The organism is Bacillota bacterium LX-D (genome assembly GCA_031628995.1).
Taxonomy (GTDB): Bacteria; Bacillota; DUOV01; order DUOV01; family Zhaonellaceae; genus JAVLUO01.
This window is the reverse complement of record JAVLUO010000011.1, coordinates 1-24,843: the sequence shown is the minus strand read 5'-3', so window position 1 is coordinate 24,843 and position 24,843 is coordinate 1. Positions and strand designations below refer to the sequence as shown.

The following is a 24,843-nucleotide window of genomic DNA, read 5'->3' as shown; positions in this document are numbered from 1 at the left end:
ATTTCTTCTCCTCAATTATTCATTAACATATTAAGATCGGAAAAGAAGTTAGGGTATGAGATATCAATACATTCGTAATCCTCTATTTCTAAGTTACCAGTTCTTAAGCCTGCAATGGCTAAAGACATGGCGATTCTATGGTCATGATGGGAAGAACAACGAGCACCGTGTAGCTCTTGGTCTCCTTTTATATTTAAACCATCAGGAAGTTCTGTAACATGTCCTCCAATTTTATTTAATTCTTTGGCCATTACAGCAATTCGGTCAGATTCCTTAACCCGAAGCTCAGCTGCATCTGAAATTATAGTTTCACCTTGAGCAAAAAGACCGGCCACTGCTAGAACTGGAATTTCATCAATTAATGTGGGGATAATATCTCCTTTAATCTCAGTTCCTCTTAACTCGGAACTTTTAACTAAAAGATCAGCTACAGGCTCTTCCCCCATCTTTCTTTCGTTTAGAATTGAGATATTTCCACCCATTTCCTTCAAAATTGTAATAATTCCAGATCTTGTTGGATTTATTCCTACGTTTTTTATCATGATTTCTGAATTAGGCACAATTAAGCCGGCAACTATAAAGAAAGCAGCAGAGGAAATATCTCCAGGAATTAAAATTTTACCAGCCTCTAACTTAGAAGAAGGATTAATAGTCACCACGTTATTATGGATATCTATTGAAACTCCAAACGACTTTAGCATTCTTTCGCTATGATCTCTTGATCTGGATGGTTCAAATATTGTCGTAGGTTCTTCAGCATATAAACCAGCTAAAAGTAATGCAGATTTAAGTTGGGCGCTAGCAATAGATGAATTATATGTAATACCTTTTAACTTTTTCTGACCTAAGACTACAGCTGGCAAAAGCTTATTATTATTACGTCCAAATATTTGAGCTCCCATAGTTTGTAATGGTTGAATTACCCTTGACATGGGACGAGAGCGTAAAGAGCCGTCTCCTGTAAGCACAGTGAAGAAATTTTGTCCTGCTAGAATGCCTAATAATAGACGTGCTGTTGTACCTGAATTACCTGCGTCTAAGCAATCATTAGGTTCTTTCAAACCATATAATCCGGAGCCATTTACAATTAAGGTAGTGTTATTAATTAATTCAATTTCAATACCCATTTGACGCAAACAATTTAAGGTACTTAAACAATCTGCTCCCGGTAAAAAACCATGAATTTCAGTTTTCCCTTGGGCTAAAGCACCTATTATTAACGCTCTGTGAGAAATGGATTTATCGCCTGGTACGGATATTTCACCCTTCAGGGCCTGAACAGCACTTATTTGTCTTAGCATAATATCACCGCCTCATTGCCTGAAAATTTTGTTGCTTTAAAACTTCAAGTGCTGAAGTCAGCTCTTTTTCATCTGCAAAGCCAATTCTTACTGTACCTCCTAAAGCCTCTCTTACACGTAAAATTTCAATATCGATAATATTTATATTATTAACAGCAAGTATATTTGTTATTTCAGCTAACATACCTGACCGATCAGGAATAATCACTTCCAATTCATAAATACTGGGCAAAAGACCCTTTGCTTTACTAGGTATTTGTTTTCTTAAGGTTTGGGCACGTCCTAATAAGTCGGCTAGCAAGGATTTATTCTCTTCGTCAATTACTTTTTCAAATTCATCTAATTGTTGGCGGAATAATGTAAGCATCTTTTTAAGCATTTTTCTGTTGGATAAACAAATATCGCGCCACATTGTTATATCGCCCATAGCAATACGGGTTGTATCTTTAAACCCGCTTGCAGCCAACATTAAGGTTAACTGCTCCTCCTTGGCCAATTCTCCCACTGTATTTACTAAATTGGCAGCTATGATATGTGGTAAATGACTTACTGCCGCTACTATGTAATCATGTTTATGGGGATCTAAGTTAATTTTATTTGCACCTATAGCTTTAATCAGAGATTCCATGGTATGCAATGCTTGCTTGTTAGTATTTTTAGTTGGTGTCAAAACATAAACAGCATTCTCAAATAAAAAAGGGGTTGCTGCTTCGATCCCTGCTCGTTCTGAACCAGCCATGGGATGCCCACCTATATAGTGCTTTTGGGCACCGTAAATATTCTCTAAGGGTGAGACTAATAAGGATTTACAGCTTCCCACGTCAGTTATAACACAGCCTGGTGGTAGATAAGGTGAAATTCTTTCGGCTATAGGAATGATTTGCCCAACTGGCGTTGCTAAAATAACTAGATCAGCACCATTAACCCCTGCAGTAAGATGCTTTGTACCCTCATCTATTATTCCTAGTTTTATTCCTTCTGCAATGCTGTTTTCATTTGTATCAATACCAACGATTTGTTTAACAAAACATGACTGTTTCATAGCCATAGCCAGTGAACCGCCAATTAAACCCAGGCCAATAACAACAGCTTTATTAACCATAGGATCTATCGCATCCCCCTATCTGCTGGGTAAGAACCTAAAACTTTTAAAAAAACTGCGTTTTGCTTTAGTTTTTCAATTACTTTAAATAATTTACTATCCTGCTGATGGCCTTCGCAGTCAATATAAAAAAGGTATTCTCCCAGCTCCCGTTTTGTAGGGCGTGACTCTATTTTAGTTAAATTAATATTTTCTACGGCGAAGCTATGCAGGATTCTATATAATCCGCCTGGCTGATTTTGTGGCAAAGCAATGACTAAAGATGTTTTATCATTGCCAGTTGGTTGGGGACTATCCTTCCCGATTACTAAAAATCTAGTTTTGTTCCCAGCATAATCCTGAATGTTCTGGGCCATTATATATAAGCCGTAGCGCTCCGCAGCATTTTTGGAACAGATGGCAGCCCAGCCTAAGGGGCCCTCAGCTACCATACGTGCTGCCTCGCCAGTACTACTTACTTGTACTGTACTTATTTCTGTAAAGTTCTTGGCTAAGTAATCATAACATTGAGCTAAAGCTTGTGGGTGAGAAAAAACAACTTCTGGTTGAATAATTCCTGCCTCTTTTACAGCTAAACAATGTTCTATTGGTAGCACAAATTCTCCAACTATCAATACTTCATATTTAACTAAAGTATCTAAAGCAATGTTTACTGTTCCTTCCACAGAATTTTCTATAGGAAGTATAGAATAATTTAACTTTCCCTCCATTACCTGACTAATTTGATAAGTGATGCTATTAATAGGCTGAAGTATATAATTCTTTAAGCCAACACTTTTTACCCATTTCTGTGCAGCTTGTGCTGAAAATGTCCCTTCCGGTCCTAAGTAACCTACTTTTACCATAACTCACCAACTTGCTTCTTTCTTCATTATTTTTCCAATATCCTTAATCTCTGTCATCATTTTTTTAAAATTATCAGGAGTTAATGACTGAAATCCATCAGATAACGCTTCACTTGGTCTTGGATGTATTTCTACAATTAGGCCATCAGCTCCTGCAGCAATACTTGCCCTGGCCATGGGATCCACTAAATGCCATTTACCTGTACCATGGCTTGGATCAGCAAAAATTGGTAAATGAGTTAACTTTTTAATAACAGGAATGCTGCTTAGATCCAATGTATTTCTAGTATAAGTTTCAAAGGTTCTAATACCGCGCTCGCAAAAAATAACTTGATAATTGCCTTCCATCATTATGTATTCTGCAGCCAATATCCATTCTTCAATAGTTGCGCTGGGGCCCCTTTTTAGAAGCACAGGCTTGTTTAATTTGCCTGCTTCCTTCAGCAAATGGAAATTTTGCATATTTCGAGCTCCAATTTGAATAATATCAGCATATTCAGCAACTACCTTTAAATTTGTAGTGTCTGTTGCTTCAGTAATAATAGCTAAGCCAGTTTTTTCTTTCGCTTCAGCTAATAACTTTAAACCCTTCTCGCCTAAGCCCTGAAATGAGTATGGGGAAGTCCTAGGTTTATAAGCACCTCCTCTAAGAATGGTTGCTCCTGCTTCTTTAACTTCCCATGCTGTTTCTAACAACTGCTCTCTGCTTTCAACAGCACAGGGTCCAGCTGCAATTTGTAATTGGTTTCCACCTATTTCTATATTACCAACTTTAATCTTAGTCCCCTCAGGTTTAAAGTCTCTACCTGCTAATTTATAGGGTTGTAAAATTGGCACTACTTTTTCGACCCCTGGTAATGCTTCTAATGCCAATCCAGGTAACTTTATTTTAATGTCTTCACCAATAACACCAATAACTGTGCACTTATCTCCTTGAGAAAGATGTATTTTAAAACCTTCATTAGTAAGACGGTCCAAAACTCTCTGAATCTGTTCTTGTGAAGCACAATGATCCATTACAACAATCATCTAAATACCTCCTTAAAATATCTTTAATTAGTATCTACAATAAGTTATAATAACATCCGAATGGCGCACTTCACTCGTTCTGAAAATGAAAAAGCCACCCTGGAAGAGTGACCAAGAATGATCTCTGACCTATATAATAAACCATCCTACCATCCTACCTCCTTCATATACTTATAAAAATACCGTACTACAAAGCTACATAAATCGCCAAAAGCCTCTTAAGACTTTTAGTAAAGCTATAATAGCATTAAAAAAATAGTAATGCAATAATATGTATTTATAAATCTTTACGCAGTTCTTTAGCTTTACCTAAATAAATATGCTTAATCTCCTGCTGTTTTTTGGTAGTGTTAACGTGCAGTAATACTCTAATTACTTTACGCAACGAACCAGAAATGTTCGCCTCATTTAGGCAGAGCAAGGGTACATTTACCCAGCCCATTTTTCTAGCTGCTTCGGCAGGATAAGCCTGATCTAAATCATTAGTTACAGAAAAAAAAGCACTAGCTATATCTTCTAATAATATATCGTTTTCATATAACATTGCAGTTAGCAAAACTTTAGTGGCATCGTATATATTTTCTCTACTGTTTTTTTCTACTGTTATAGCTCCCCTTATACCTCGAACAGCCATGTTATCACTTTTAATGTACAGCTCTGTGCCCAAGACCTATCCCTACCTCATCTAAATGTAACAACCCTATTCCCAAAAAAACTGCAACACTAACATGATCCTGCTGCCTAGCTATTCCTATTTTTCCACCTACGTTTAAACCTATTGCTTTAGGCATTATTTGGGCCAATGCCTCTCTTGTTGCACCTGCAACAGCACCTTCATCAGCATGAGTTTCAGCAATAACCCCTTCTCTTTTGGCAGCTACTACGGCTCTTTCAACAATTTTTTTCACCGAAGAAATATATTCTCCACCGTAATCAACTGCTGCCGTTTTGATTCCCTGCGCCAAAAATTTTTGTTTTAAAGAGTTTTCTTCTTCCCGTGAATCAGTAAGTGCCATTTGGATTGCTACAGTAGCCACTTTTTTACTTCCGTGGTTACTCATCTTAAATCACTCCTTACTTCTCGCTCGAAAAACTTTTTAGCTGCAGACTTGCCAGCTACATACCCGGTAGAAAAAGCGGCTTGTAAATTATATCCACCTGTGTAGGCATCAACATCTATAACTTCTCCAGCAAAAAATAACCCTTTTATAAGACGTGACTCCATAGTAGAGGGTACAAGTTCTTTAACGCAAATTCCACCGGAAGTAACAATAGCTTCAGTCATAGGACGTGTACCAGTAATAGTTAAAGAAAAATGTTGTAATTGTGTTCCTAAATTGAAGCGTTCACCTTTTGTAATTTGGTAGCTAAATTTTTCTTTATTTAGACCTGCTAAACTAAATATTTGTAATAACAATTTATTAGACAACAAATCATTTAAAGAATTGCTTATTTTTTTCTTAGAATTTGTAGTTAATAAATTTTGTAAATTTTTATCCAAATCCTTACTATTTAAAGTAGGAAATAGATTGATTTCTATTTTTAAACCCTGTTTATTCAGACTTAAATAAGGCACTACTTTTCTACTTAATGAGAGAATTGCAGGACCGGATAGTCCAAAGTGAGTAAATAGTATTTCTCCTGTTTCCTCGGCAATTTTATTTTTATCGGAAGTGCTAAAAACTGACAATTCTACATTTTTTAAGCTGAGTCCAGCTAAGGACTTGCACCATTGTTCTCGCACTATTAAGGGAATTAATGATGGTTTTAAATCTACTATAGTGTGGCCTTGTTTAGCTGCCCACCGAAAGCCATCACCTGTAGAACCTGTTCTAGGGTAAGATAACCCACCAGTGGCTATTATTATAGCTGGAGCGGAGTGGAATTTCCCATTGACAACAAAACCTTTTACTGCCTTGTCTTGAGTAATAATTTCCTGAATTGGACTATTAAATTCAATTTGGACATTAAGGCTGTGTAAATAATTTGTCAAAGCCTGCACAACATCCTGAGCCCGATCTGTTTTTGGAAAAACTCGCCCCTTATCTTCTACCTTTGTAGTAATTCCAATTCCATTAAAAAATTTTATTAAATCTAGGTTAGAAAGGGATTTAAAAGCACTATGTAAAAATGACCCATTTCCAGGAAATTCCTTAAAGAAATATTGTATATCTTTGATATTTGTTAAATTGCAGCGACCGTTGCCAGTTATTAAAATTTTTTTTCCTAGTTGCGCATTTTTTTCAAATAATACAACGGGTGCTCCAAGTTCTGCTGCTCCAATAGCAGCAAAAATCCCTGCCGCCCCGCCACCTACAATAACAATTTTTGGCAAACTGCTTCCTCCCTAAAAGTCTTAGGCTAACGGTTGGCACTATCAACCCCCGTATCGGACTTTCACCGACAAGCAAGCGCCCATGCAGGGCGCACCAACTAAAAAAAGTGAAAGGCAAGCCTTTCACTTTTTATTTAAGCCATGGCATCATTTTTCTAAGCTCCGCCCCAACCTTTTCAAGTAAGTGTTCTTTTTCCATATCAGTTAGTGCATTATACTGCGGCCTATTGGCTTGGTTTTCTAAAATCCATTCCTTAGCAAAAGTACCTGATTGGATTTCCCATAATATTTGCTTCATTTCTTGTTTTGAGATTTCATCCACTACCCTAGGTCCTCTTGTTAAACCACCGAATTCTGCAGTATCACTTACAGAATAATTCATTCTACTAAGTCCGCCTTCGTAAATTAAATCCACAATTAATTTTAATTCATGGCAGCATTCAAAATAGGCAATTTCAGGTTGGTAACCAGCTTCAACCAAAGTTTCAAAGCCACACTTAATTAGAGATGCAACTCCACCACAAAGTACTGCCTGTTCTCCAAATAAATCGGTTTCAGTTTCCTCTTTAAAGGTTGTTTCGATTACTCCAGCTCTAGTACAACCAATACCTTTGGCATAAGCTAATCCAATTTCTTTAGCTTTTCCAGAATAATTTTGGAAAACAGCAAGTAAACCCGGTACACCAGCTCCCTGGGCATACATTCTTCTTACTAGATGACCAGGGCTTTTAGGAGCTACCATGAATACATCTATATTTTCAGGTGGTACAATTTGTCCAAAATGAATGTTAAACCCGTGGGAAAAAACTAAAGCATTTCCTTCAACTAAATTAGGTAAAATTTCCTGTTTATATACATTTGCTTGTATTTCATCAGGTAGTAAAATCTGAATAATATCTGCCTCTTTAGTAGCTTCATTTACAGAGACAACTTTAAAGCCATCTTTTTCAGCGTCATCTATATTTTTAGTAGCAACAATAACATCTAAACCACTGTCTCTCAAATTTTGGGCCTGGGCATGTCCTTGGCTGCCATAACCTAAAACAGCGATTTTTTTCCCCTGCAATAAAGATAGATCTGCATCTTGATCATAATACATTTTTACCATTCTGCCTTCCTCCAAACACAAATTAAAAATAGTTATAGCGTTATATATTCTTAATAACTTTGAAAAATCCTTTTTTTTATTTACTATTATATTTTTTTTCCAAAGAATCGCGAAATCTTCGTATTTCAAAATTAATTTTAAATAACAAACGTTCTAAGTCTTGTCCAGTTAAAACAATTTCATTCTGTTCTAAAACTTCAACTTTTCTAAATTCGTCTCTAACAATAAAACAAATAAGATCTTCTATACTTGATGCAGATAAATCAAGGTTTATTGGAGCATACGCAATTTCCGTACCATCAGCGTCATCTTGGACCGTGTATATTTCAGAATTAATATCTAAATTATTAATGGTAATACCCTGAAAAGGTACGTTACGTAAAAGTGCAGCTCTTTGTTCTCTTACCTCATCTGCAGCACGTTCGCTTGATTTTCCTTTTAAAAAGAATTTGTTATGTGCTTCTCCCTTGTAATCCAGCCTTAATTTAACCTGCAAATCCTTATTAACAATCTGATCATTAACCCTAACCTTCACTTTTCCCCCCCCTTATTTTAAACACTACCAAATATGTAAGCAGGTATTTCGGTGGATTAATATTCAATGCCCTTTCTTGCTCTAATACCTTTTTTATAAGGATGTTTAATTTCAAGCATTTCAGTAACTAAATCTGCTTTAACAATGATTTCCTCGGGGGCATGGCGTCCAGTTAACACTATTTCAGTTCGCTCAGGCTTTTGCTCTAAAAAATTAAGTACATTTTTAGTTTCTAGAAGTTGATAATAAAGTGCATTGTTAATTTCATCTAAGATAAGTAAATCTACTGGCCTATTTTGAATAATGTTAGTTGTTTTTTCCATTGCCTGTTGTGCCAGTTCAATATCTTGTTCTGTTGCTCCAGTTCTAGAAATAAAACCTGGTCGGCCAAATGATAATAGTGTTAGTTTTGGTTTGAAAATATCCAAAGCTTTAATTTCACCGTAATCAATTCCAGTTTTCATAAATTGGATTATAACTACATCTAGGCCACAACCTAAAGCTCTCAATGCTAATCCAAAAGCAGCAGTACTTTTTCCTTTTCCATTCCCCGTATAAACTTGAATTAACCCTTTTTCCAGTTTCTCACTCATCGATTTAAACCTCCAAAAAACTATTTCTATGGCCAAAGGATATTAGAAGAACCGCAACAACCACAGGAATCAAAAAAGTTATAAGGATTGTTACAAGCATCCTGAATTTGCATGTAATCTGCTCCCCAATTCTCCACATGTGAAACTTCAGTACCGTTAAAAACAGCAACGAGTCCTGAGGTAGGACCATTATTCCAAGGAACTATTTTAGGTATTGCACTGCTAGTAAAATAAGATAAATTACCACAATTTAAACAACGAGGCATATTAAACTCCCTCCTTTTTACAATACTATTACCTTATAATGTTTGCAATAACACAAAACAATATCCTTAAATAATTAAGATTGAAGCAATTCCCTAACTTCCTCAGGTTTTAATAGCCGGTATTCTCCAGTTTTTAGATTACCAATATTTAAATTCCCTATTTTAGTTCTTTTTAAACTAAGAACGGGATGTCCAATGGCTGCTAACATTCTTCTTACTTGCCGGTTTCTACCCTCGTGGATAACCACCTCAACTTTAGCACTATTTTTAAATTTCTGGATTATTCTTACAATCGCCGGGGCTGTCATTCCATCTTCTAACTCAATGCCCTTTTGCAAACGCCTTATCCCCCTCTGATCTGGTATCCCTTTGACTAGTGCTATATATGTTTTTTTTACTTGGTGTTTTGGGTGAGTTAATTTATATGTAAAATCCCCATCATTAGTTAAAATCAATAATCCCTCTGTATTTAAATCAAGCCTTCCCACAGGAAATAATCTTGTTGGCACATCCTTTAATAAATCAATAACTGTCTTCCTACCCTGAGGGTCTTTAAGAGTTGTTACATAACCTGTTGGTTTATTTAACAAAATATAGATCTTATTCTTATTTATTTTAATATTTTGTCCTTCAACAACAACTTCATCCTCTTCCGGATCTACTTTATATCCAAGCTGGGTTATTTTTTCTCCGTTTACAAAAACCTTACCCTGTGTAATTAAATCTTCGCTTGCCCTTCTTGAAGCGACACCGGCACGAGCTAGTACTTTTTGGATGCGTTCTTTCAATATTCATCATCCCTAATAATATATTGTTTATATTATTAAACCCATTGTGGTATTTTACCTGCTAAGATATATAAAAACTTACATTTATTAATAAAATAATACTTGAATTTACAGAAAATAAATAGGACAATTAGCTGGTTAAAACTAATTGTCTTTTATATCAATAAAAATATTCTATGATATTTTCAACCGGAAAAAACTAAATTAGTAATAAATAAAGCCGCAATTAAAGTTGTCAAATCTGCAATAATTCCTAATGTAACAGCATACCGATATTTTCGGATGCCAACAGATCCAAAATATACTGTTAAGACATAAAAAGTTGTATCTGTACTTCCTTGCATTGTCGATGCTAATCTTCCCAGAAAAGAATCTGGTCCGTGAGTGCGAATTAATTCCGCAGCTAGAGCCAATGATCCCCCTCCGGAAAGGGGTCTCATTACAGCAAGAGGAATAACTTCTGGCGGAAAATGAAAGATTTTTAAAATTGGTTCTAGGATTTGAACAGCATAATACATTGCACCTGAAGCACGAAAAATACCAATTGCTACTAACATTCCTACCATAAAAGGAATTATTTTAATCGCCGTATTAAATCCCTGCTCTGCCCCTGCGACAAAAGCTTCATATACTTTTACACCTTTTAATATGCCTACACAAGGAATGACTAAGAGCAGCAGTGGTATGGCCCAGCGGGAAATCAGCTCAATAAAATCCATAACTTTACCCCGCCTTTTTGCGAAAAGCTCGTCGTAAAAGTCGATCTGCTAAAATAGCTGTCAACATACCAACAGAAGTAGCAAAAATCGTTGTACCAACAACAGAAGTAGGATCGGTAGAACCGGCTGCAGCTCGAATTCCAATTATGGTAGCTGGTATTAGTGTAATACATGAAGTATTTAATCCTAAAAAAGTACACATAGCTTCTGAGGCTTCATCACAATTTTTATTAAGTTTTTGCAATTCTTGCATGGCTTTTAAACCTAACGGAGTTGAAGCATTACCTAGCCCCAAAATATTTGCACTTAAATTCATAACAATAGCCCCTAAAGCAGGGTGTCCTTTTGGGATACTAGGAAATAAAAATTTCATAATCGGATTAACAAGCCGTGCTATAAAGCTTACTAATCCAGCTTCCTCTGCAATTTTCAGCAGCCCCAGCCAAAGTGCCATCATACCTACTAACCCCAATGCTATATTGACAGCATCCTTGGCTGAGTCTAAGGCAGCTTTTGTTACTACTTCGATATGCCCATTTATACCTGCCGTAATTATTCCAGCTGCAAGCAAAAAAAACCAAATAAGATTTACCAAAAGGATCCCCCCTATAAGTAAATCTATGATTACTTAACTACAGGTAGAACTATTTACGCACTTATCTATCAGTTTGAATTAAATAACCATTAGTTCTGGTAAAAGAGTAAATAAAAATAGCACACCATATTAAGCTAAAACTGAGCAGGTGTAATTTTGTAAATGGTTCATGATAAACAAAGACACCTAATAGTAAGCTGATACTGGGAGACAAATATTGAATAAAACCTAGTGTTGTAAGTGAAATACGCCTGGCACCAGCAGCAAACCACAGTAGTGGTATAGCAGTAACTACACCTGAAGAAATTAAAAATATGGTAACTTGTAGTGATACCCCAAAGGATCCAGTACTAGATAGTTGGGAAAAGATTATATAGATTGCGGCAACCGGAAATACAAACAAAGTTTCAATACATAACCCAATAGTTGAGTCTACATTAACTAACTTTTTAATTAAACCGTAAAGCCCAAAAGTTAACGCCAATAAAAGTGCAACCCACGGAATTTTTCCATATTCTAAGGAAATAATAATTACTCCTATACATGCTATTGCTAAAGCTACTATTTGTCCGAGATCTATTTTTTCTCTTAATACTGTTATTCCTAAAAAAACAGTAAAAAGTGGATTAATATAATAACCTAAACTTGTTTCCACAATTTTATTGGCATTTACGGCCCAAATATAAATAAACCAATTGGCGCTAATCAAAAAAGAACTTAACATTAGTCTAATTAAATTTCCTCTTACTGTCATAATAGGTTTCAACTGTTTCCATTTAGAGGAAAATATTAAAATTATAAACACGAATAGAAATGACCAAAAAATACGATGTGCGAGAATTTCCTGAGGGGGAACACCCTGTAATGCTTTCCAAAAAAGAGGTAAAAACCCCCATAGCATATACGCCCCGACAGAATAATAAATGCCGCTAACCCCTTTGCATAATGAAATTGATCTATTCATTTTTTATCCACCTGTTTACTATGATTTTTTTGTTAAATATAAGATTTAAAATTCAGCTATTTTCTTTAAAAGGCTTTTGTGTTGAACATGGTAATTTGACTAAACATTTACCGCATACATCAGCAAAACCTATATTAGCCAAATTGTCAGCATTTTTTAAACACATTTCATAACATTTTTTTCGATCATAAGAATCAATTTGCAATGCCCCATTAATACATCTTTTCACACACTGTTTACAAATTCCTTTTTGCTTATAGAGACAAAATTCCATTTCCTGTCGGGGTGTTGGTTTTAGCTCTAAATCAGTGATTATACTACCTATCCTTCCACAAGAACCCTTTTCTGTTATCAACATATTATTCAGACCAAAGGTCCCTAACCCTGCAATATAAGCTATATGTCGATGAGACCAGTTACTTATTAATTTATTTTCATCGAAATCATGTGTGGCAGGCGTAACAATAGCTATATAACCTAACTTCGCAAGTTTATTTTTGATAAAATTATTTGCATCTAAAATTAGTTGATTTGTATAAAGATAGGCAAGCCCCCACTCTCGAGAACTTTCACTGGTTGGAATATTGCTTTCAACAATAGATTTTTCGAAAGGAATAAAATATGTAATAACGGATTTTGCCTCGGGTAAAACATCAGTAGGTAATCTATGCTCAGGGCTAACAATTTCTTTTAAGCTGGTAAACAACTTATCCCTACTATCAGCGTAAGCAAGTAAAGGCTCACTCCAAAATTCTTTAAGATTATTTTTAATATGATATTCTTTGATATAATTTTTCAGAAGGGCCGCTATTAATTTTTCCATTTTCTAACTCCTAACATGTGATTTATATATCTATTTTAATATAACAGTTTTTATTGCAATTGAAAAACTAAAAAACAGGAAGCGTGTTTTATCACACTTCCTGTTTTTTATTGAATATTACCTTGACCCGTTGCTCCAGTTTGTTGCTGAGTATTTACATTTGTAGGCTTTTTATTAAACATTGACTGTACTTGAGATATAACTTGAGGAGTTATATCAATTAACCGGTCAATTACAGCATTACCATCTACAGGTAGGAGCCTAATTTGTTGATGCCCCACAACTAAAAATCCAACAGGCTGAACGGAAACTCCCGCTCCACTTCCTCCGCCAAAAGGTAAAGAATTTTCACTTTCTTTATTCTTATTTGTATCGTATTCGCCACCTCCTGCTGCAAATCCACAACTCACCCTAGATACTGGCACAATTACACTGCCATCAGGAGTTTCAACCGGGTCACCTACTACAGTATTCACATCTACCATTTCTTTAATGCTTTCCATAGCGGTCTTCATAAGTGCCTCAATAGGATGTTCACTCAAGTTTTACATACCCCCTTTTTTTGGCCAGTAACATCATTATGCAAAATTTTATTAATGCAAATATAGCATGGCCTAATTGAACAATAAATATACATTTAAAATTTACGTTAAACACTTGTGCAGAAAAGCTAGGTTTTACTTCCAAAACCGGTCTCCGAAAAGACACATTAACATTTCTTCGTATATTACTATAAGATTTTCCTTTAAAGCTCCAAAGCAGTCCGGATGATATAGCTGTTAAAGCCGCATCTCCCAACCCAAATTCAGTTTGCCATACTAGCTTTTTACAGACAATTTTTTTAAAAAGTTTTTTGTTTATTTTCACAAGAATCTTGGTAATTTTTTCTATTACCTTAATTTTAGGTAAAATATCTCGAAGTATTTTTCTTGGTTTTTTTACTTGAATGTGCTGCTTATCTATCTTTCCCAACCCTTCAGGCATTTTAGTTTCTAAATCTAAAACACTATCATGGAAAATACTTAGATCAAAATTTATTTTGGGTATGATAAAATGAGCTATTTTCCAATATGATGTAAGAAATAAGTTACATTCAAAAATATCATTATTATTTTTCCTTCGATAAAACACTTGAAATGTTAGAGGTAGCCAAAACAAGCAAATTCCCGCAACAATTAAAGCAAGCATTAATTGGGCAAAAGAACCCGTTTTTAATCTCCCTCCTTTTCCAAAGTTAACAAGTTTAATTTTCCCAATTAACATATGCTTATTCAATATCATAAAAGCTGCCCTTTAGGCAGCTTAATTGTTTCAATTTGCGTGAAGTAATGAATTCAGTTCTTCTAGTTTTGGTAGCTCCTCTATTTTTTTTAAACCAAAGTAACTCAAAAATTCGACAGTAGTACCATAAAGGATTGGCTTCCCAGGACTATCTTTGCGCCCAACTTCTTGCACTAAATTACGTTCCATTAAGTTTGTTAAAACCCCATCAGCCTTGACACCTCGAATCATCTCAATTTCAGCTCTCGTTATTGGTTGCTTATAAGCAATAATTGCTAATGTTTCTAGCGCAGCCTGCGATAAAACAGTCGCTTTTGGTTTATATAGTTTTTCAATATTACCAAAGAGCTGGGGTTTAGTAGTTAACCGAAAGCCATCAGCAACTTGAATAAGTTCTAAACCATGTTTAGGTTTTTGCAATTCTGACTGCATCTCTTCAATTAGCAGCATTATATCTTCTAGCCCCAACTCCATTATTTCGGACAATTTTGCTATACTTAGGGGTTCATCAGCAACAAAGAGCAAACATTCTAAAATAGCTTTTTTATCATCATTAAATAGCATCATTATCCTCCTTTACAATTCAAGCTAAATATAAAATTAAAGGAGAAAAATTTTTTTGCTGCTCTACTATAACCTTTTTAAGATGGATCAGTTCCAATAAAGCTAAAAAGGTAAGAATTATTTCAGAACGAGAGGCTCCAGTTTGAAATATTTCCTCGAATTTTAGACCATTTTTGTTAGAATTGAGCAATTGCAGAATAAGTTTAATTTGTCCAGAGATAGTTATACTTTTCCTTTTAATTTGCTTAATAGGTTTAAAATCTTTTTTGGGGCGGATCAAAACTTTATTGAAAGCAGCCAATAAATCACTGACTTCTACATTTTCCAATGGGTTTATTTTGGAAAATACAGCTTCAAGGAGCGTGTGGTCTAAAGACCTAAAATACCTTTGAGCAAAAAACAGTCCTCGTTCTCTTAAAAATACTGCTGCTTCTTTATATTGTTGATATTCTAGCAAACGGTTAATTAGTTCCTCCCTAGGGTCTTCAGTACTGATTTCATCTTCTTTCTCGGTGCTTGGATTAGGAAGTAACATTTTAGCTTTGATAGAGAGCAAAGTGGCTGCCATGACTAAAAACTCACTTGCTATTTCAATATCAAGATTATGCATTGTATCCAAATAGTTCAAATATTGCTGAGTAATTTTTGCAATTGGAACATCGTAAATGTCAAGCTTTTGTTTTTGTATCAAATGTAAAAGCAAATCTAGAGGACCTTCAAAAATTTCTAAACTGATATGATAACTCACTTATTTCACCATTAAATAATCAAATTTTCATAACCTCACGGACTAATTCTAAGGTTTCAGCTGTTTGCTTTTTAGCTTTTTCTTCACCATAAGCTAAAATTTCTTTAACTTTCTGAGGATTTGCAACCAGTTCTGCCCTCTTTTCACGAATAGGCTTTAATTTTTCATTTAATTTAGCAGCTAATTGCTTTTTACAGGCAACACAACCTATAGTACCTGATTTACAACTTGAACAAATATCTTCAACACATTCGGCATTATAAAATTTTTGATAGACATGAACTATACATACATCAGGATGACCTGGATCCGTTTTATGAATTCTCTCGGGATCTGTAGTCATTTGTCTTACTTTTGAAATAATTTCTTCTTCAGAAGCATCAAGTGCTATATCATTATGATAACTTTTTGACATCTTACGACCATCTATGCCTGGCAGCAAAGCTACCTTAGCAAGCTTTGCCTGTGGCTCAGGAAATAGGTCCGTATTATATAGATAATTAAAACGTCTGGCTATTTCTCTGCACAACTCTAAATGGGGAAGTTGATCTTCTCCCACAGGAACTACATTAGCCCGGTAAACAAGAATATCTGCAGCCATTAGAACAGGATAGCCTAAAAAACCATAATTACAAATATCCTTACCTTCTGACCCAAACTGCTTGATTTGGTCCTTGTAAGTTGGACATCTTTCCAACCAAGATAGGGGAGTAAGCATAGATAATATTAAATGAAGTTCTATATGCTCTTTTACATGAGATTGAATAAATATGGCGCATTTTTCAGGATCAAGTCCTACAGCTAACCAATCTAAAGCCATATTCCAAATATTTTCTCTAATAGCAGATGTATCTTCATATGCAGTTGTTAAAGCATGCAAATCTACTATGCCAAAATTACAGTCATATTCATCCTGCAAACTTATCCAGTTTTCAAGTACACTTAAATGCCCTATATGTAATTTCCCTGTAGGGCGCATTCCGCTAAAAATTTTCCCTTTGGTCATTTTAAGCACCTTCTTTTAACTTAGTTAGTAGATGGCCAAACCAGCAGCTGCTGTCAGCAATTGCAAAACGCCATGAACTACTGGAGTAATTATATTTCCTAACACATTGGTTGCTAATAATAAAATTAATATTATTGGCCCATAACTTTCTAATTTATACAAAATTTCATTCCTATTTGGTAATAAACCAACCAATATTTTAAACCCGTCAAGGGGTGGTAACGGTATCAAATTAAATACAGCTAACATAGTATTATACCACATAGACAAATTAAAAAATATACCAATGTAGTACCATTGGTCAAAAGAAATCCTTAAAGCGACGGTACTTAGGTAGGCTAATACTAAATTCATTAAAGGACCGGCTAAGGCAACATACAGCATACCTTTTTGCTTGTCACCTCGAAAGTAAAAGGGATTGACTTGAACCGGTTTGGCCCAGCCAAAACCAACGAGTATTAAGAGCAATGCCCCTAGGGGATCCAGATGCTTTAGGGGATTTAAAGAAAGTCTTCCCTGGCCAGCCGGCGTTGGGTCACCTAATAAAGCAGCCATTTTACCATGAGCGTACTCGTGAAATGTAATGGCAACTAAAATTGCTGGGACACTAAAGATTAAATGAACCCAATCAGTTAAAAACATAATTTCCCTCCCAGCTTTAAAATATTCATGGCTAGATTTAATTCATCTTCCAAGCATAGAACTCGACCTTCTAAGAATTGACTTTCAATAAAGATCAGTGTTCTACTGATCTCAGGACCTGGTTTAAAACCCAAAGCTAGTAAATCCTTACCTTTTAAATGTATTTTCAGGTGATAACGCTTAATTAGATAATTGATAAGTATTTTACCATATTTTTCTTCAACAAATATTGACAGTGCAATAATAACCTCAGGTATAATATCCTTAAGAACTAAATGAAGTTCATACATTAACTGTTTAGATGATACTTGGTCGTTAATTTTTATTACTAATAATTTATTAATTTCATTTAAACACCGTCGTTCAGCTCTTTTAATTTGACAAAATTTCATAATATTACTTAAACTAGTATCTTCAATTCTAAAAAATAAAATTATAAATAGGATTAACCATTCTTTAACAAAGCAATTCGCAGTTCTAAGTTGATCAATTAATATCTGTGCTTTTTTCCATTCTTCCGGCAACAGTTCTACCCATTTTCTATCAGGTAGTAATTGACCCCAAAAACCAGCTTGTGCCAATTTGATTAAAGAATCAACAGAATTACTACTTTTAATCAGACTATATACTTCTTGCCAAATTCGGCTAGCCTTAATCCTTGTAAATACCTTTTGCTCAAGGGCAACTTTAATTAAATTGCAAGTCTGCTCTTCTATAGTATAATGATATCTGTTAGCAAACCTAAGGGCTCGCAAAATTCTTATGGGATCTTCAATAAAACTTAAATTATGTAGAACACGAATTACACCTAATCGTAAATCTTCATATCCTGAAAAATAATCTAGTAATGTTCCAAAATTCTCTGGATTAAGGGCTAACGCCAGTGCATTAATTGTAAAATCCCTTCGATATAGATCTTCTTTTAAAGAAGTTGCTTCCACTATTGGCAAAGAACCGGGACTCGAGTAATACTCTTGACGAGCCGTAGCAAAGTCAATTTTCCATGAATCAGGTAAATAAATAGTTACAGTACCAAAATCTTGATTGTTATTAATTTTTGCACCATATTCTTGGGCAACCTTTTCAGCTAATAGTTCAGCCTTACCTTCTACTACAATATCAATATCTTTAATTTGACCAGCAAGAATTAAATCCCTTACCGAACCGCCAATCAAATAACATTTTAAATTTATCTTTTGAGCAATATCACCTATTTTCCTCAATAAATTACTTAGCTGAGGGTCTTTAGTTAGACTTAATTGAATATCACTTTTAACGCGGTAGGCATTAAAAGCAGGGTCGAATCCATATGTAGCTCTTAACACATCAGTCCTAGTGACTATTCCAATTATTTTTCCAGCTTCTACTACAGGTAGCCGTCCCACATCATGCTTTATCATTAAATCTTGAATAGCTGCGAGAGTAGTATTCTTACTTATCCATATTACCTTTCGACTCATAAAGCCCTTAACTGGCGCGTGTCCAAGCTTATGACGAATTGCTTTATCCAAATCTCTCCTAGAAATGATTCCAACTAAATCATCATTATTTAAAACAGGCATTCCACTATGACCATAACGGAGCATAATTTTAGCTGCTTCATTGATAGTACAATTGGCTTCCAAGGAACGAACTGGATTTGACATAATATCTTTAGCCAAAATACTTGGAGCAACTATTTCATTGATTAATTCTTTTATTTTAGGCAAGATATCTTCTAGATTGCTATTTTTTAATTTGACTGAAGAGGCCTTTGGATGCCCTCCTCCCCCTAAGGCCACTGCAATTTTATCCACATTTGCCCATTCTGTTTTACTTCTAAGGACTATATCAATCTGCTTTTGTGTCTTCACAACACATATAACAACATCTGCATTAGCTAGTTCACAAATTCTTGTAGTAACAACATTTAAACCGGAAATGTATTCTAAACTTTCAGTAGAACAAAGTAGAACTGTCGTTCCTTGCCATTCTATTTCTTCTTTTGATTGCAGCAAACAATTATAAAGCTGTTGCTGCTGAAAGCTTAAAGGGCGATTTAAAAATAAAGCAACAGTATTTAAATTAGCGCCCTTCTGTAGCAAAAAAGCAACTACCCGGGCATCCCTAGCAGTTGTATTATTATAGAGCATGGATCCTGTATCTTGGTAAATACCTAGTAGAAACAAAGTGGCCTCATGTTGCGCAACTTCTATGTTTTGTGCTTGCAGAAGCTCTACTAAGATTGTAGTTGCCGATCCAATATTTTCGATTTTATAAATAACATTTGAATTTACATTATAATTAAACGGATGATGATCATAAATAATGTACTCTATATCGTCCTTAACTAAATTCTTAGCAAAATCTAAACGAGCTATATTTGCCGTATCAACAACAATAACCTTAGATACTTCATCCCAAACGATTTCATTCTGTGATCCAATGGGCAAAACGTCTTTGTATAAAGCAAGGTAGTCGCGTACTACTGGACTTAGTTTGTTAGGCAAAATCAATTGAGCATCTGGAAATATTTTTTTAGCTGCTACCATAGCTCCTAATCCATCAAAATCTAAATTAGGATGTGAACAAATAATTTCCATTACCCTACACCTGCCACATTTTTTTTGATTATATCATTTTTCTATAGTCTGCTCAACAAAAATAAAGGTGCGGCCAAAAACCGCCCTAGCTCATATACTCGCAAGAAATACCTTTATTATTTTTCAATCTTTCTGGAATAACATGATTTTTTAATATATCTTTATAGGCTTCTCTTTTTATTATTATATCCGCTTCACCTTCATTAACTAAAACTACTGCAGGTTTGCCGAGGGAATTATAATTGCTAGCCATAGAATAACCATAAGCACCAGTACAAGCAACAGCAAGTATATCGCCAGCCTCAACTTTAGGTAGTTTAATATCCCAAATTAGCATATCACCGGATTCGCAACATTTACCTGTGATAGAAACCACTTCCTCAGGTTGTTCATTTGCTTTATTTGCTACAATTGCTTCATAAACTGCTTCGTAAAGAGCGGGTCTAATATTATCAGCCATGCCACCATCTACAGCTACATATTTACGTACACCAGGTATATCTTTAATTGAACCTATGGAATATATTGTAGTCCCCGCTGGACCCGCAATTGATCTCCCAGGCTCAACAATTATTTTAGGAATGACTAATCCTCTAATCCTGGCTTCGTCCTTAACTGTATTAATTACTGTTTCTGCATAATTTTTTAATTGTGCCGGATTGTCTCCATCTTTATAATAAATGCCAAAGCCTCCGCCTAAATTAAGTTCCGAAACAACAAAATTTAATTCCTTATTAATTTTTTGGATAAATTTCATCATTACCTTAGCTGCATGACGATAGGACTCCATTTCAAAAATTTGAGATCCAATGTGACAATGTAAACCATGCAATTCAATGTTAGGCAGACTAATGGCAGTTTTTACAGCTTCCAATGCCTGTCCGTTAGGCATTGTAAAACCGAATTTAGAATCGATTTGCCCTGTTTTGATATACTCATGCGTGTGGGCCTCAATTCCTGGAGTAATCCTTAATAAAATATTAGCTTTGACTTTAAATACTTCAGCTAGCTTGTTCAGCATGTCTAATTCGTAAAAGTTATCTATAACAATTCTTCCAACTTTATTTTCAAGGGCCATGGATAGTTCTTGGGGACTTTTATTATTGCCATGAAAATATATTTTTTCAGCAGGGAAATCAGCTTCAAGAGCTGTATAAAGTTCTCCACCAGATACAACATCTAGACCTAGTCCTTCAGACTCTATAATTTTACAAATGGCCGGAGAAATAAAAGCTTTACTGGCATAAATTACTTCCGTATTTTGATGACGTTCAGTAAAATAATGATAGTATTTTCGACAAGTTTGTCTTATTTGTGATTCGTCCATAATAATAAGGGGAGTTCCAAATCTTTTGGAAAGTTCTACTGTATCACATTCTCCAATTTCCAAGTGACCTAATTCATTGATTTTCATTGTACCGTGAAATTTCATCTGCCAAGCTCCTTTGCCATTTATTTACAAATAATAAAAGGCTATGGTAAACCATAGCCAAAAAAGTCATGACTCACCATCCTGTCCATGAGATAGCACTCCATCCAGCAACCAGGATACACAATAACTGGATGACAGTCCTGCATTTATTAAATGCAGACCCAGCACAACAGATAGGTAAGCTGTTGCACTTCGGCGAATACCCCTTTCTTTACAAATCATTTTTTTCCCATAATCATTGTAAGTACTATTGATCCTTCGCGCCTCTACCTCACCGCACTGGATGAGGTATAATGTATTCATTTGTTGTGGTTTATGTTAGCATTATTATGTTGCTATGTCAATATTAAAATTATTAACTTTACAATGCTTAATAAGTGAAAATTAGCCAATCATTTTATCGGTTTTATCTAAAGCAGTCCACCTGCCACAACGGTCTCCCCAACGGGCAATAATTTTCTTATCTTTTGCTATCTGAACAACTTCGCAAGCATTTGAACAATTAGAACATTCAAAGCTGCTTGCTTGAAACTGAGCTTCACTTATATCAAAACCTTTAAATTTGGATTTCCCATTTTGAACGGCACTTTTAGCTAGATAAGCAACACCTATTGCTCCCATTACATCAAAGTTAGGTGGTACGATAACATTAAGACTAAGGGCTTTCTCGAAAGCATGCTTAATACCAATGTTAGCTGCTACTCCTCCTTGAAAAGCAACAGGCTCCAAGAGGGATTTGCCTTTACCTAGGTTACTAAGATAATTTCGAACTAAAGCTTCACAAAGTCCAGCTAAAATATCCTCTAAGGAATGCCCCATTTGTTGTTTATGGATCATATCTGATTCAGCAAAAACTGTACATCTACCGGCAATTCGTACTGGATTTTTAGCCTTTAAAGCAATAGAACCAAAATCATCTATACGGATATTTAGTCTACTAGCTTGTTGATCTAAAAAAGAACCTGTCCCTGCCGCACATACTGTATTCATGGCAAAATCATTAACTATGCCATTTTTCATAATAATAATTTTTGAGTCCTGTCCCCCAATCTCTATAACCGTTTTAACTCCGGGTACCATTTTAGCTGCTGCAACGGCATGGGCAGTAATTTCATTCTTAACCACATCTCCTCCAATAATAACAGCAGCCAACTGGCGGCCACTACCTGTAGTCCCTACTCCTTTAACCTCGGGATTATGCAATTTTTCTTTTATTAGTTTTAATCCCTCAAGTAAGGTTTGAATTGGTTGTCCCTTGGTTCTTAAATAAATTTTTTGCAGTATTTTATCGTCTTCACTCATTGCTACAATATTTGTGCTTACAGAACCTACATCTATTCCTAAATAGACTGACATAACTCACACCCCTTGAAGTTTAGATCTTTTTTATATTTAATCATATCTGTGAAGGCTTCTAACCGAGTATTTAAACCTGCTTCTCCCGATTGTTCGTCAACAAAAATAGTCATAATAGGTACACCATAAGTTTCATTAATGGCAGGTAAAATTGATTCTGCCACAATTTCGGGCATACAAGTAAGAGGGCCAACCTGGATAATTCCATCAAAACCTCGACGAGCAAAATCAACACTATGGCTAATTGTCTGTTTGCCATGGCCACCTATAAAATGGTTTAAAAAAGGGCTTGCCAGTTGATCAATCTTTTTTGAAGACTTAATGGGCAATATTCCGGACAGAAGATGATCATTTATCCATTCACTTAGATAAATCGATCTTTCAACTTCCACGCCTAGTTTTCCTAATTGACGCTCTAATTGTAAATTTGCATATTGTTCGATAACAGTATAAACCTCTCCAACAATTCCAATTTTAATAATATTTTCTGCTTGATAATCTGCTAGTTCTTCTAGCTTATGTAACGTATTCTTAACTATATTTTTTACTTGCCTGATATTTTTAGTTTTATCTAATAGGATCAAAGCCTCATTATAAATTTTTTCTGCTTCATCTTGCTTAATGGCTCTAGGCCTTAACCATTCCATATATTTTTCAAGCCTATCTGCACTATAAATTTTTTCCCAGGCCAGATGAACTCCTTTTATTACTTTAACCCAACTAGCGTTTTTAAGTTCCATTATCTTTTGCCAAACTTCCTTAAAACTAACGTCAGGAGGTTCTATTACGACCATCTTAATATTTTTCCCTAAATCATTTAAAATATCACTTTGTGTTTGACCATAAAAGCCTATTCGACAAGGGCCCACTCCACCAATCATAACTATAGTATCAGCTCCCTTTTCAATGGCCTCCAAATAATTGCCCAAATTTATTTTTAAAGGCAAACAAGCTGACTCAGGGGCATATTTTGTTCCTAGGCTAAGAGTTTTTTTACTACAAAAAGGCGGCATAATAACCTCACAGCCTAGTCCTTCTAATAAGGCATTAGCTGCCAGATATAGATTGCCCATATGCGGATATGTTACCTTCAAGCTGAAAACCTCCTTCCAGCATATCTAGGAATGCTTCTATTCTTGTAAAAGTACCTGCTTCTCCCGTATGCTCATCAATTGTTAAATTAAGAAAAGGTAATCCTTGCTGGTGACAATAACGTTGAACCATGTTGACTACTAGAGAATCTGGACCACAACCAAACACAGATAAATAAACTAGTCCATGGATTGCTTTGTTTTCTAACCAGTAGAAAGTGCTTCCTAAAATTTTCTTAGCAACGGTCCAATACATTTTCTTGGGCAAATTCGCTGCATAAGCATTGATTATGCTATCGTCAATGCTTTCTGCAGTTAAAATCTTAATATTCATCTTTTCTAAACGATCAATCAGCTCCATACTTAAAAAAGGATCGTAAATTGTATAGCCATGTCCCAAGAATCCCAAAGTAAGTTTATTATTTTTTGATTTTTTACTTATAGTATCTTGTGCGTTTAGTTGTTTGAAGGCTTCCTCTGGCTGCACAAATTCTTTGCTTAATTTTTTAAAATAACGCTGCTGTTGTAAAGCATAAGCCCAAGCTTTGTTGATTTTTTCTAAACTTAATGTGAAATAGGAACCAACTTTTTGTACTATAGGTGCCAAAAGAAGAGGGTTTTTACTTAAGTCCACTGTTAAATCAATCACCTTAGGTAAAACCTTAAAATTTTGTCTAACCATATCGGGCAAACCCATAAACTTAGGACAAATAAATTCTTTTGGGGCAACACTTACAATACGTGGAATAAATAACAAATCAACTTTATCAATTAAATAATCTACATGCCCATAAAATACTTTTATTGGCAAGCAAATTTCATCTACAGCAATACTTAAGCCTTTATTAAGGATTTTTTTAGAAGTCGGTGGCGATAAAATTATTTCACCTCCTAGTTCATTGATAAAAGCCGCCCATAAAGGGTAATAGTAGTAATAAAAAAGTGACCTTGGTATTCCTACTTTCAATTTACAAACCTCCTTTTAAACCTCTCTAGTATTACCATAAACGATATAGTTGATTCCTTATTTGTAATTTTAAGCAATCGAGTAGGAGCTGAATAATTAATTAATTCAGCGTCCTCTCACACCACCGTACGTACCGTTCGGTATACGGCGGTTCAATAGAATTAATGTACT

The 24,843-nt window shown here is 35.1% G+C and carries 27 protein-coding genes and 1 riboswitch; all 27 genes read right to left on the bottom strand.

The window, feature by feature from the left end:
• Nucleotides 1-11 precede the first annotated feature (11 nt).
• The 27 genes from aroA to RDV78_09245 all read right to left on the bottom strand — a co-directional run bounded on the left by aroA (nucleotide 12) and on the right by RDV78_09245 (nucleotide 24,672).
• A complete protein-coding gene (gene aroA / locus RDV78_09375; protein ID MDS1030674.1) occupies nucleotides 12-1,301 on the bottom strand; it encodes a 3-phosphoshikimate 1-carboxyvinyltransferase in 1,290 nt (429 codons plus the stop codon).
• A gap of 4 nt (nucleotides 1,302-1,305) precedes the next feature.
• Nucleotides 1,306-2,403, bottom strand: a complete 1,098-nt coding sequence (locus RDV78_09370; protein ID MDS1030673.1) for a prephenate dehydrogenase — start codon at nucleotides 2,401-2,403, stop codon at nucleotides 1,306-1,308.
• 5 nt (nucleotides 2,404-2,408) lie between these two features.
• Nucleotides 2,409-3,248, bottom strand: coding sequence for a prephenate dehydratase (gene pheA / locus RDV78_09365; GenBank protein ID MDS1030672.1), 840 nt, complete (start codon nucleotides 3,246-3,248; stop codon nucleotides 2,409-2,411).
• Between the two features lie 3 nt (nucleotides 3,249-3,251).
• A complete protein-coding gene (gene aroF, locus RDV78_09360) occupies nucleotides 3,252-4,277 on the bottom strand; it encodes a 3-deoxy-7-phosphoheptulonate synthase (protein ID MDS1030671.1) in 1,026 nt (341 codons plus the stop codon).
• A gap of 277 nt (nucleotides 4,278-4,554) precedes the next feature.
• Nucleotides 4,555-4,944 carry a chorismate mutase gene (gene aroH / locus RDV78_09355; GenBank protein MDS1030670.1) on the bottom strand — a complete coding sequence of 130 codons (390 nt, stop codon included), beginning with the start codon at nucleotides 4,942-4,944 and terminating at the stop codon, nucleotides 4,555-4,557.
• The gene (locus RDV78_09350; GenBank protein ID MDS1030669.1) at nucleotides 4,922-5,338 is read right to left on the bottom strand and encodes a HutP family protein; all 417 of its coding nucleotides are present in this window, start codon (nucleotides 5,336-5,338) and stop codon (nucleotides 4,922-4,924) included. The genes aroH and RDV78_09350 overlap by 23 nt, the downstream gene beginning before the upstream one ends.
• A complete protein-coding gene (locus tag RDV78_09345) occupies nucleotides 5,335-6,612 on the bottom strand; it encodes an NAD(P)/FAD-dependent oxidoreductase (GenBank protein ID MDS1030668.1) in 1,278 nt (425 codons plus the stop codon). Before RDV78_09345 ends, RDV78_09350 begins: the two co-directional genes overlap by 4 nt.
• 130 nt (nucleotides 6,613-6,742) lie before the next feature.
• Complete coding sequence (gene ilvC / locus RDV78_09340; GenBank protein ID MDS1030667.1) at nucleotides 6,743-7,720, bottom strand: ketol-acid reductoisomerase; 978 nt, start codon at nucleotides 7,718-7,720, stop codon at nucleotides 6,743-6,745.
• Nucleotides 7,721-7,796: 76 nt separating this feature from the next.
• Entirely contained in the window at nucleotides 7,797-8,255 is a 459-nt protein-coding gene (locus tag RDV78_09335) for a hypothetical protein (GenBank protein MDS1030666.1), read from the bottom strand.
• Nucleotides 8,256-8,311: 56 nt separating this feature from the next.
• On the bottom strand, nucleotides 8,312-8,848 hold the full coding sequence (cobO, locus tag RDV78_09330) for a cob(I)yrinic acid a,c-diamide adenosyltransferase (GenBank protein ID MDS1030665.1): 537 nt from the start codon (nucleotides 8,846-8,848) through the stop codon (nucleotides 8,312-8,314).
• Between the two features lie 26 nt (nucleotides 8,849-8,874).
• Nucleotides 8,875-9,114 (bottom strand): hypothetical protein, encoded by a 240-nt coding sequence (locus RDV78_09325; GenBank protein ID MDS1030664.1) that lies wholly within the window; start codon nucleotides 9,112-9,114, stop codon nucleotides 8,875-8,877.
• A 74-nt stretch (nucleotides 9,115-9,188) separates the two neighbouring features.
• Nucleotides 9,189-9,902 (bottom strand): pseudouridine synthase, encoded by a 714-nt coding sequence (locus RDV78_09320; GenBank protein ID MDS1030663.1) that lies wholly within the window; start codon nucleotides 9,900-9,902, stop codon nucleotides 9,189-9,191.
• Between the two features lie 185 nt (nucleotides 9,903-10,087).
• Complete coding sequence (locus RDV78_09315) at nucleotides 10,088-10,621, bottom strand: spore maturation protein (protein MDS1030662.1); 534 nt, start codon at nucleotides 10,619-10,621, stop codon at nucleotides 10,088-10,090.
• Nucleotides 10,622-10,625: 4 nt separating this feature from the next.
• Nucleotides 10,626-11,216, bottom strand: a complete 591-nt coding sequence (locus RDV78_09310) for a nucleoside recognition domain-containing protein (protein MDS1030661.1) — start codon at nucleotides 11,214-11,216, stop codon at nucleotides 10,626-10,628.
• 61 nt (nucleotides 11,217-11,277) lie between these two features.
• Nucleotides 11,278-12,180, bottom strand: coding sequence for an EamA family transporter RarD (gene rarD / locus RDV78_09305; protein ID MDS1030660.1), 903 nt, complete (start codon nucleotides 12,178-12,180; stop codon nucleotides 11,278-11,280).
• Between the two features lie 52 nt (nucleotides 12,181-12,232).
• Nucleotides 12,233-13,003: an epoxyqueuosine reductase gene (locus tag RDV78_09300; protein MDS1030659.1), complete on the bottom strand. Its 771-nt coding sequence runs from the start codon at nucleotides 13,001-13,003 to the stop codon at nucleotides 12,233-12,235.
• Between the two features lie 107 nt (nucleotides 13,004-13,110).
• Nucleotides 13,111-13,545 carry a GerW family sporulation protein gene (gene ytfJ, locus RDV78_09295; GenBank protein MDS1030658.1) on the bottom strand — a complete coding sequence of 145 codons (435 nt, stop codon included), beginning with the start codon at nucleotides 13,543-13,545 and terminating at the stop codon, nucleotides 13,111-13,113.
• Nucleotides 13,538-14,284 carry a DUF2953 domain-containing protein gene (locus tag RDV78_09290; protein MDS1030657.1) on the bottom strand — a complete coding sequence of 249 codons (747 nt, stop codon included), beginning with the start codon at nucleotides 14,282-14,284 and terminating at the stop codon, nucleotides 13,538-13,540. Before RDV78_09290 ends, ytfJ begins: the two co-directional genes overlap by 8 nt.
• A gap of 30 nt (nucleotides 14,285-14,314) precedes the next feature.
• Nucleotides 14,315-14,848, bottom strand: coding sequence for an SMC-Scp complex subunit ScpB (gene scpB, locus RDV78_09285; protein MDS1030656.1), 534 nt, complete (start codon nucleotides 14,846-14,848; stop codon nucleotides 14,315-14,317).
• Nucleotides 14,849-14,867: 19 nt separating this feature from the next.
• Nucleotides 14,868-15,596 (bottom strand): segregation/condensation protein A, encoded by a 729-nt coding sequence (locus RDV78_09280; protein MDS1030655.1) that lies wholly within the window; start codon nucleotides 15,594-15,596, stop codon nucleotides 14,868-14,870.
• Nucleotides 15,597-15,615: 19 nt separating this feature from the next.
• Nucleotides 15,616-16,602: a tryptophan--tRNA ligase gene (gene trpS, locus RDV78_09275; GenBank protein MDS1030654.1), complete on the bottom strand. Its 987-nt coding sequence runs from the start codon at nucleotides 16,600-16,602 to the stop codon at nucleotides 15,616-15,618.
• A 24-nt stretch (nucleotides 16,603-16,626) separates the two neighbouring features.
• Complete coding sequence (locus tag RDV78_09270; protein MDS1030653.1) at nucleotides 16,627-17,244, bottom strand: site-2 protease family protein; 618 nt, start codon at nucleotides 17,242-17,244, stop codon at nucleotides 16,627-16,629.
• Nucleotides 17,235-19,826, bottom strand: coding sequence for a CBS domain-containing protein (locus RDV78_09265; protein MDS1030652.1), 2,592 nt, complete (start codon nucleotides 19,824-19,826; stop codon nucleotides 17,235-17,237). Before RDV78_09265 ends, RDV78_09270 begins: the two co-directional genes overlap by 10 nt.
• An 85-nt stretch (nucleotides 19,827-19,911) precedes the next feature.
• Nucleotides 19,912-21,258, bottom strand: a complete 1,347-nt coding sequence (gene lysA, locus RDV78_09260; protein MDS1030651.1) for a diaminopimelate decarboxylase — start codon at nucleotides 21,256-21,258, stop codon at nucleotides 19,912-19,914.
• Nucleotides 21,259-21,343: 85 nt separating this feature from the next.
• A riboswitch (Lysine riboswitch) is annotated at nucleotides 21,344-21,535 on the bottom strand.
• Between the two features lie 107 nt (nucleotides 21,536-21,642).
• Nucleotides 21,643-22,614 carry an acyl-CoA dehydratase activase gene (locus RDV78_09255; GenBank protein ID MDS1030650.1) on the bottom strand — a complete coding sequence of 324 codons (972 nt, stop codon included), beginning with the start codon at nucleotides 22,612-22,614 and terminating at the stop codon, nucleotides 21,643-21,645.
• Entirely contained in the window at nucleotides 22,599-23,708 is a 1,110-nt protein-coding gene (locus RDV78_09250) for a CoA protein activase (GenBank protein ID MDS1030649.1), read from the bottom strand. The genes RDV78_09255 and RDV78_09250 overlap by 16 nt, the downstream gene beginning before the upstream one ends.
• Nucleotides 23,662-24,672, bottom strand: coding sequence for an acyl-CoA dehydratase activase-related protein (locus RDV78_09245; GenBank protein MDS1030648.1), 1,011 nt, complete (start codon nucleotides 24,670-24,672; stop codon nucleotides 23,662-23,664). Before RDV78_09245 ends, RDV78_09250 begins: the two co-directional genes overlap by 47 nt.
• Nucleotides 24,673-24,843: the final 171 nt, after the last annotated feature.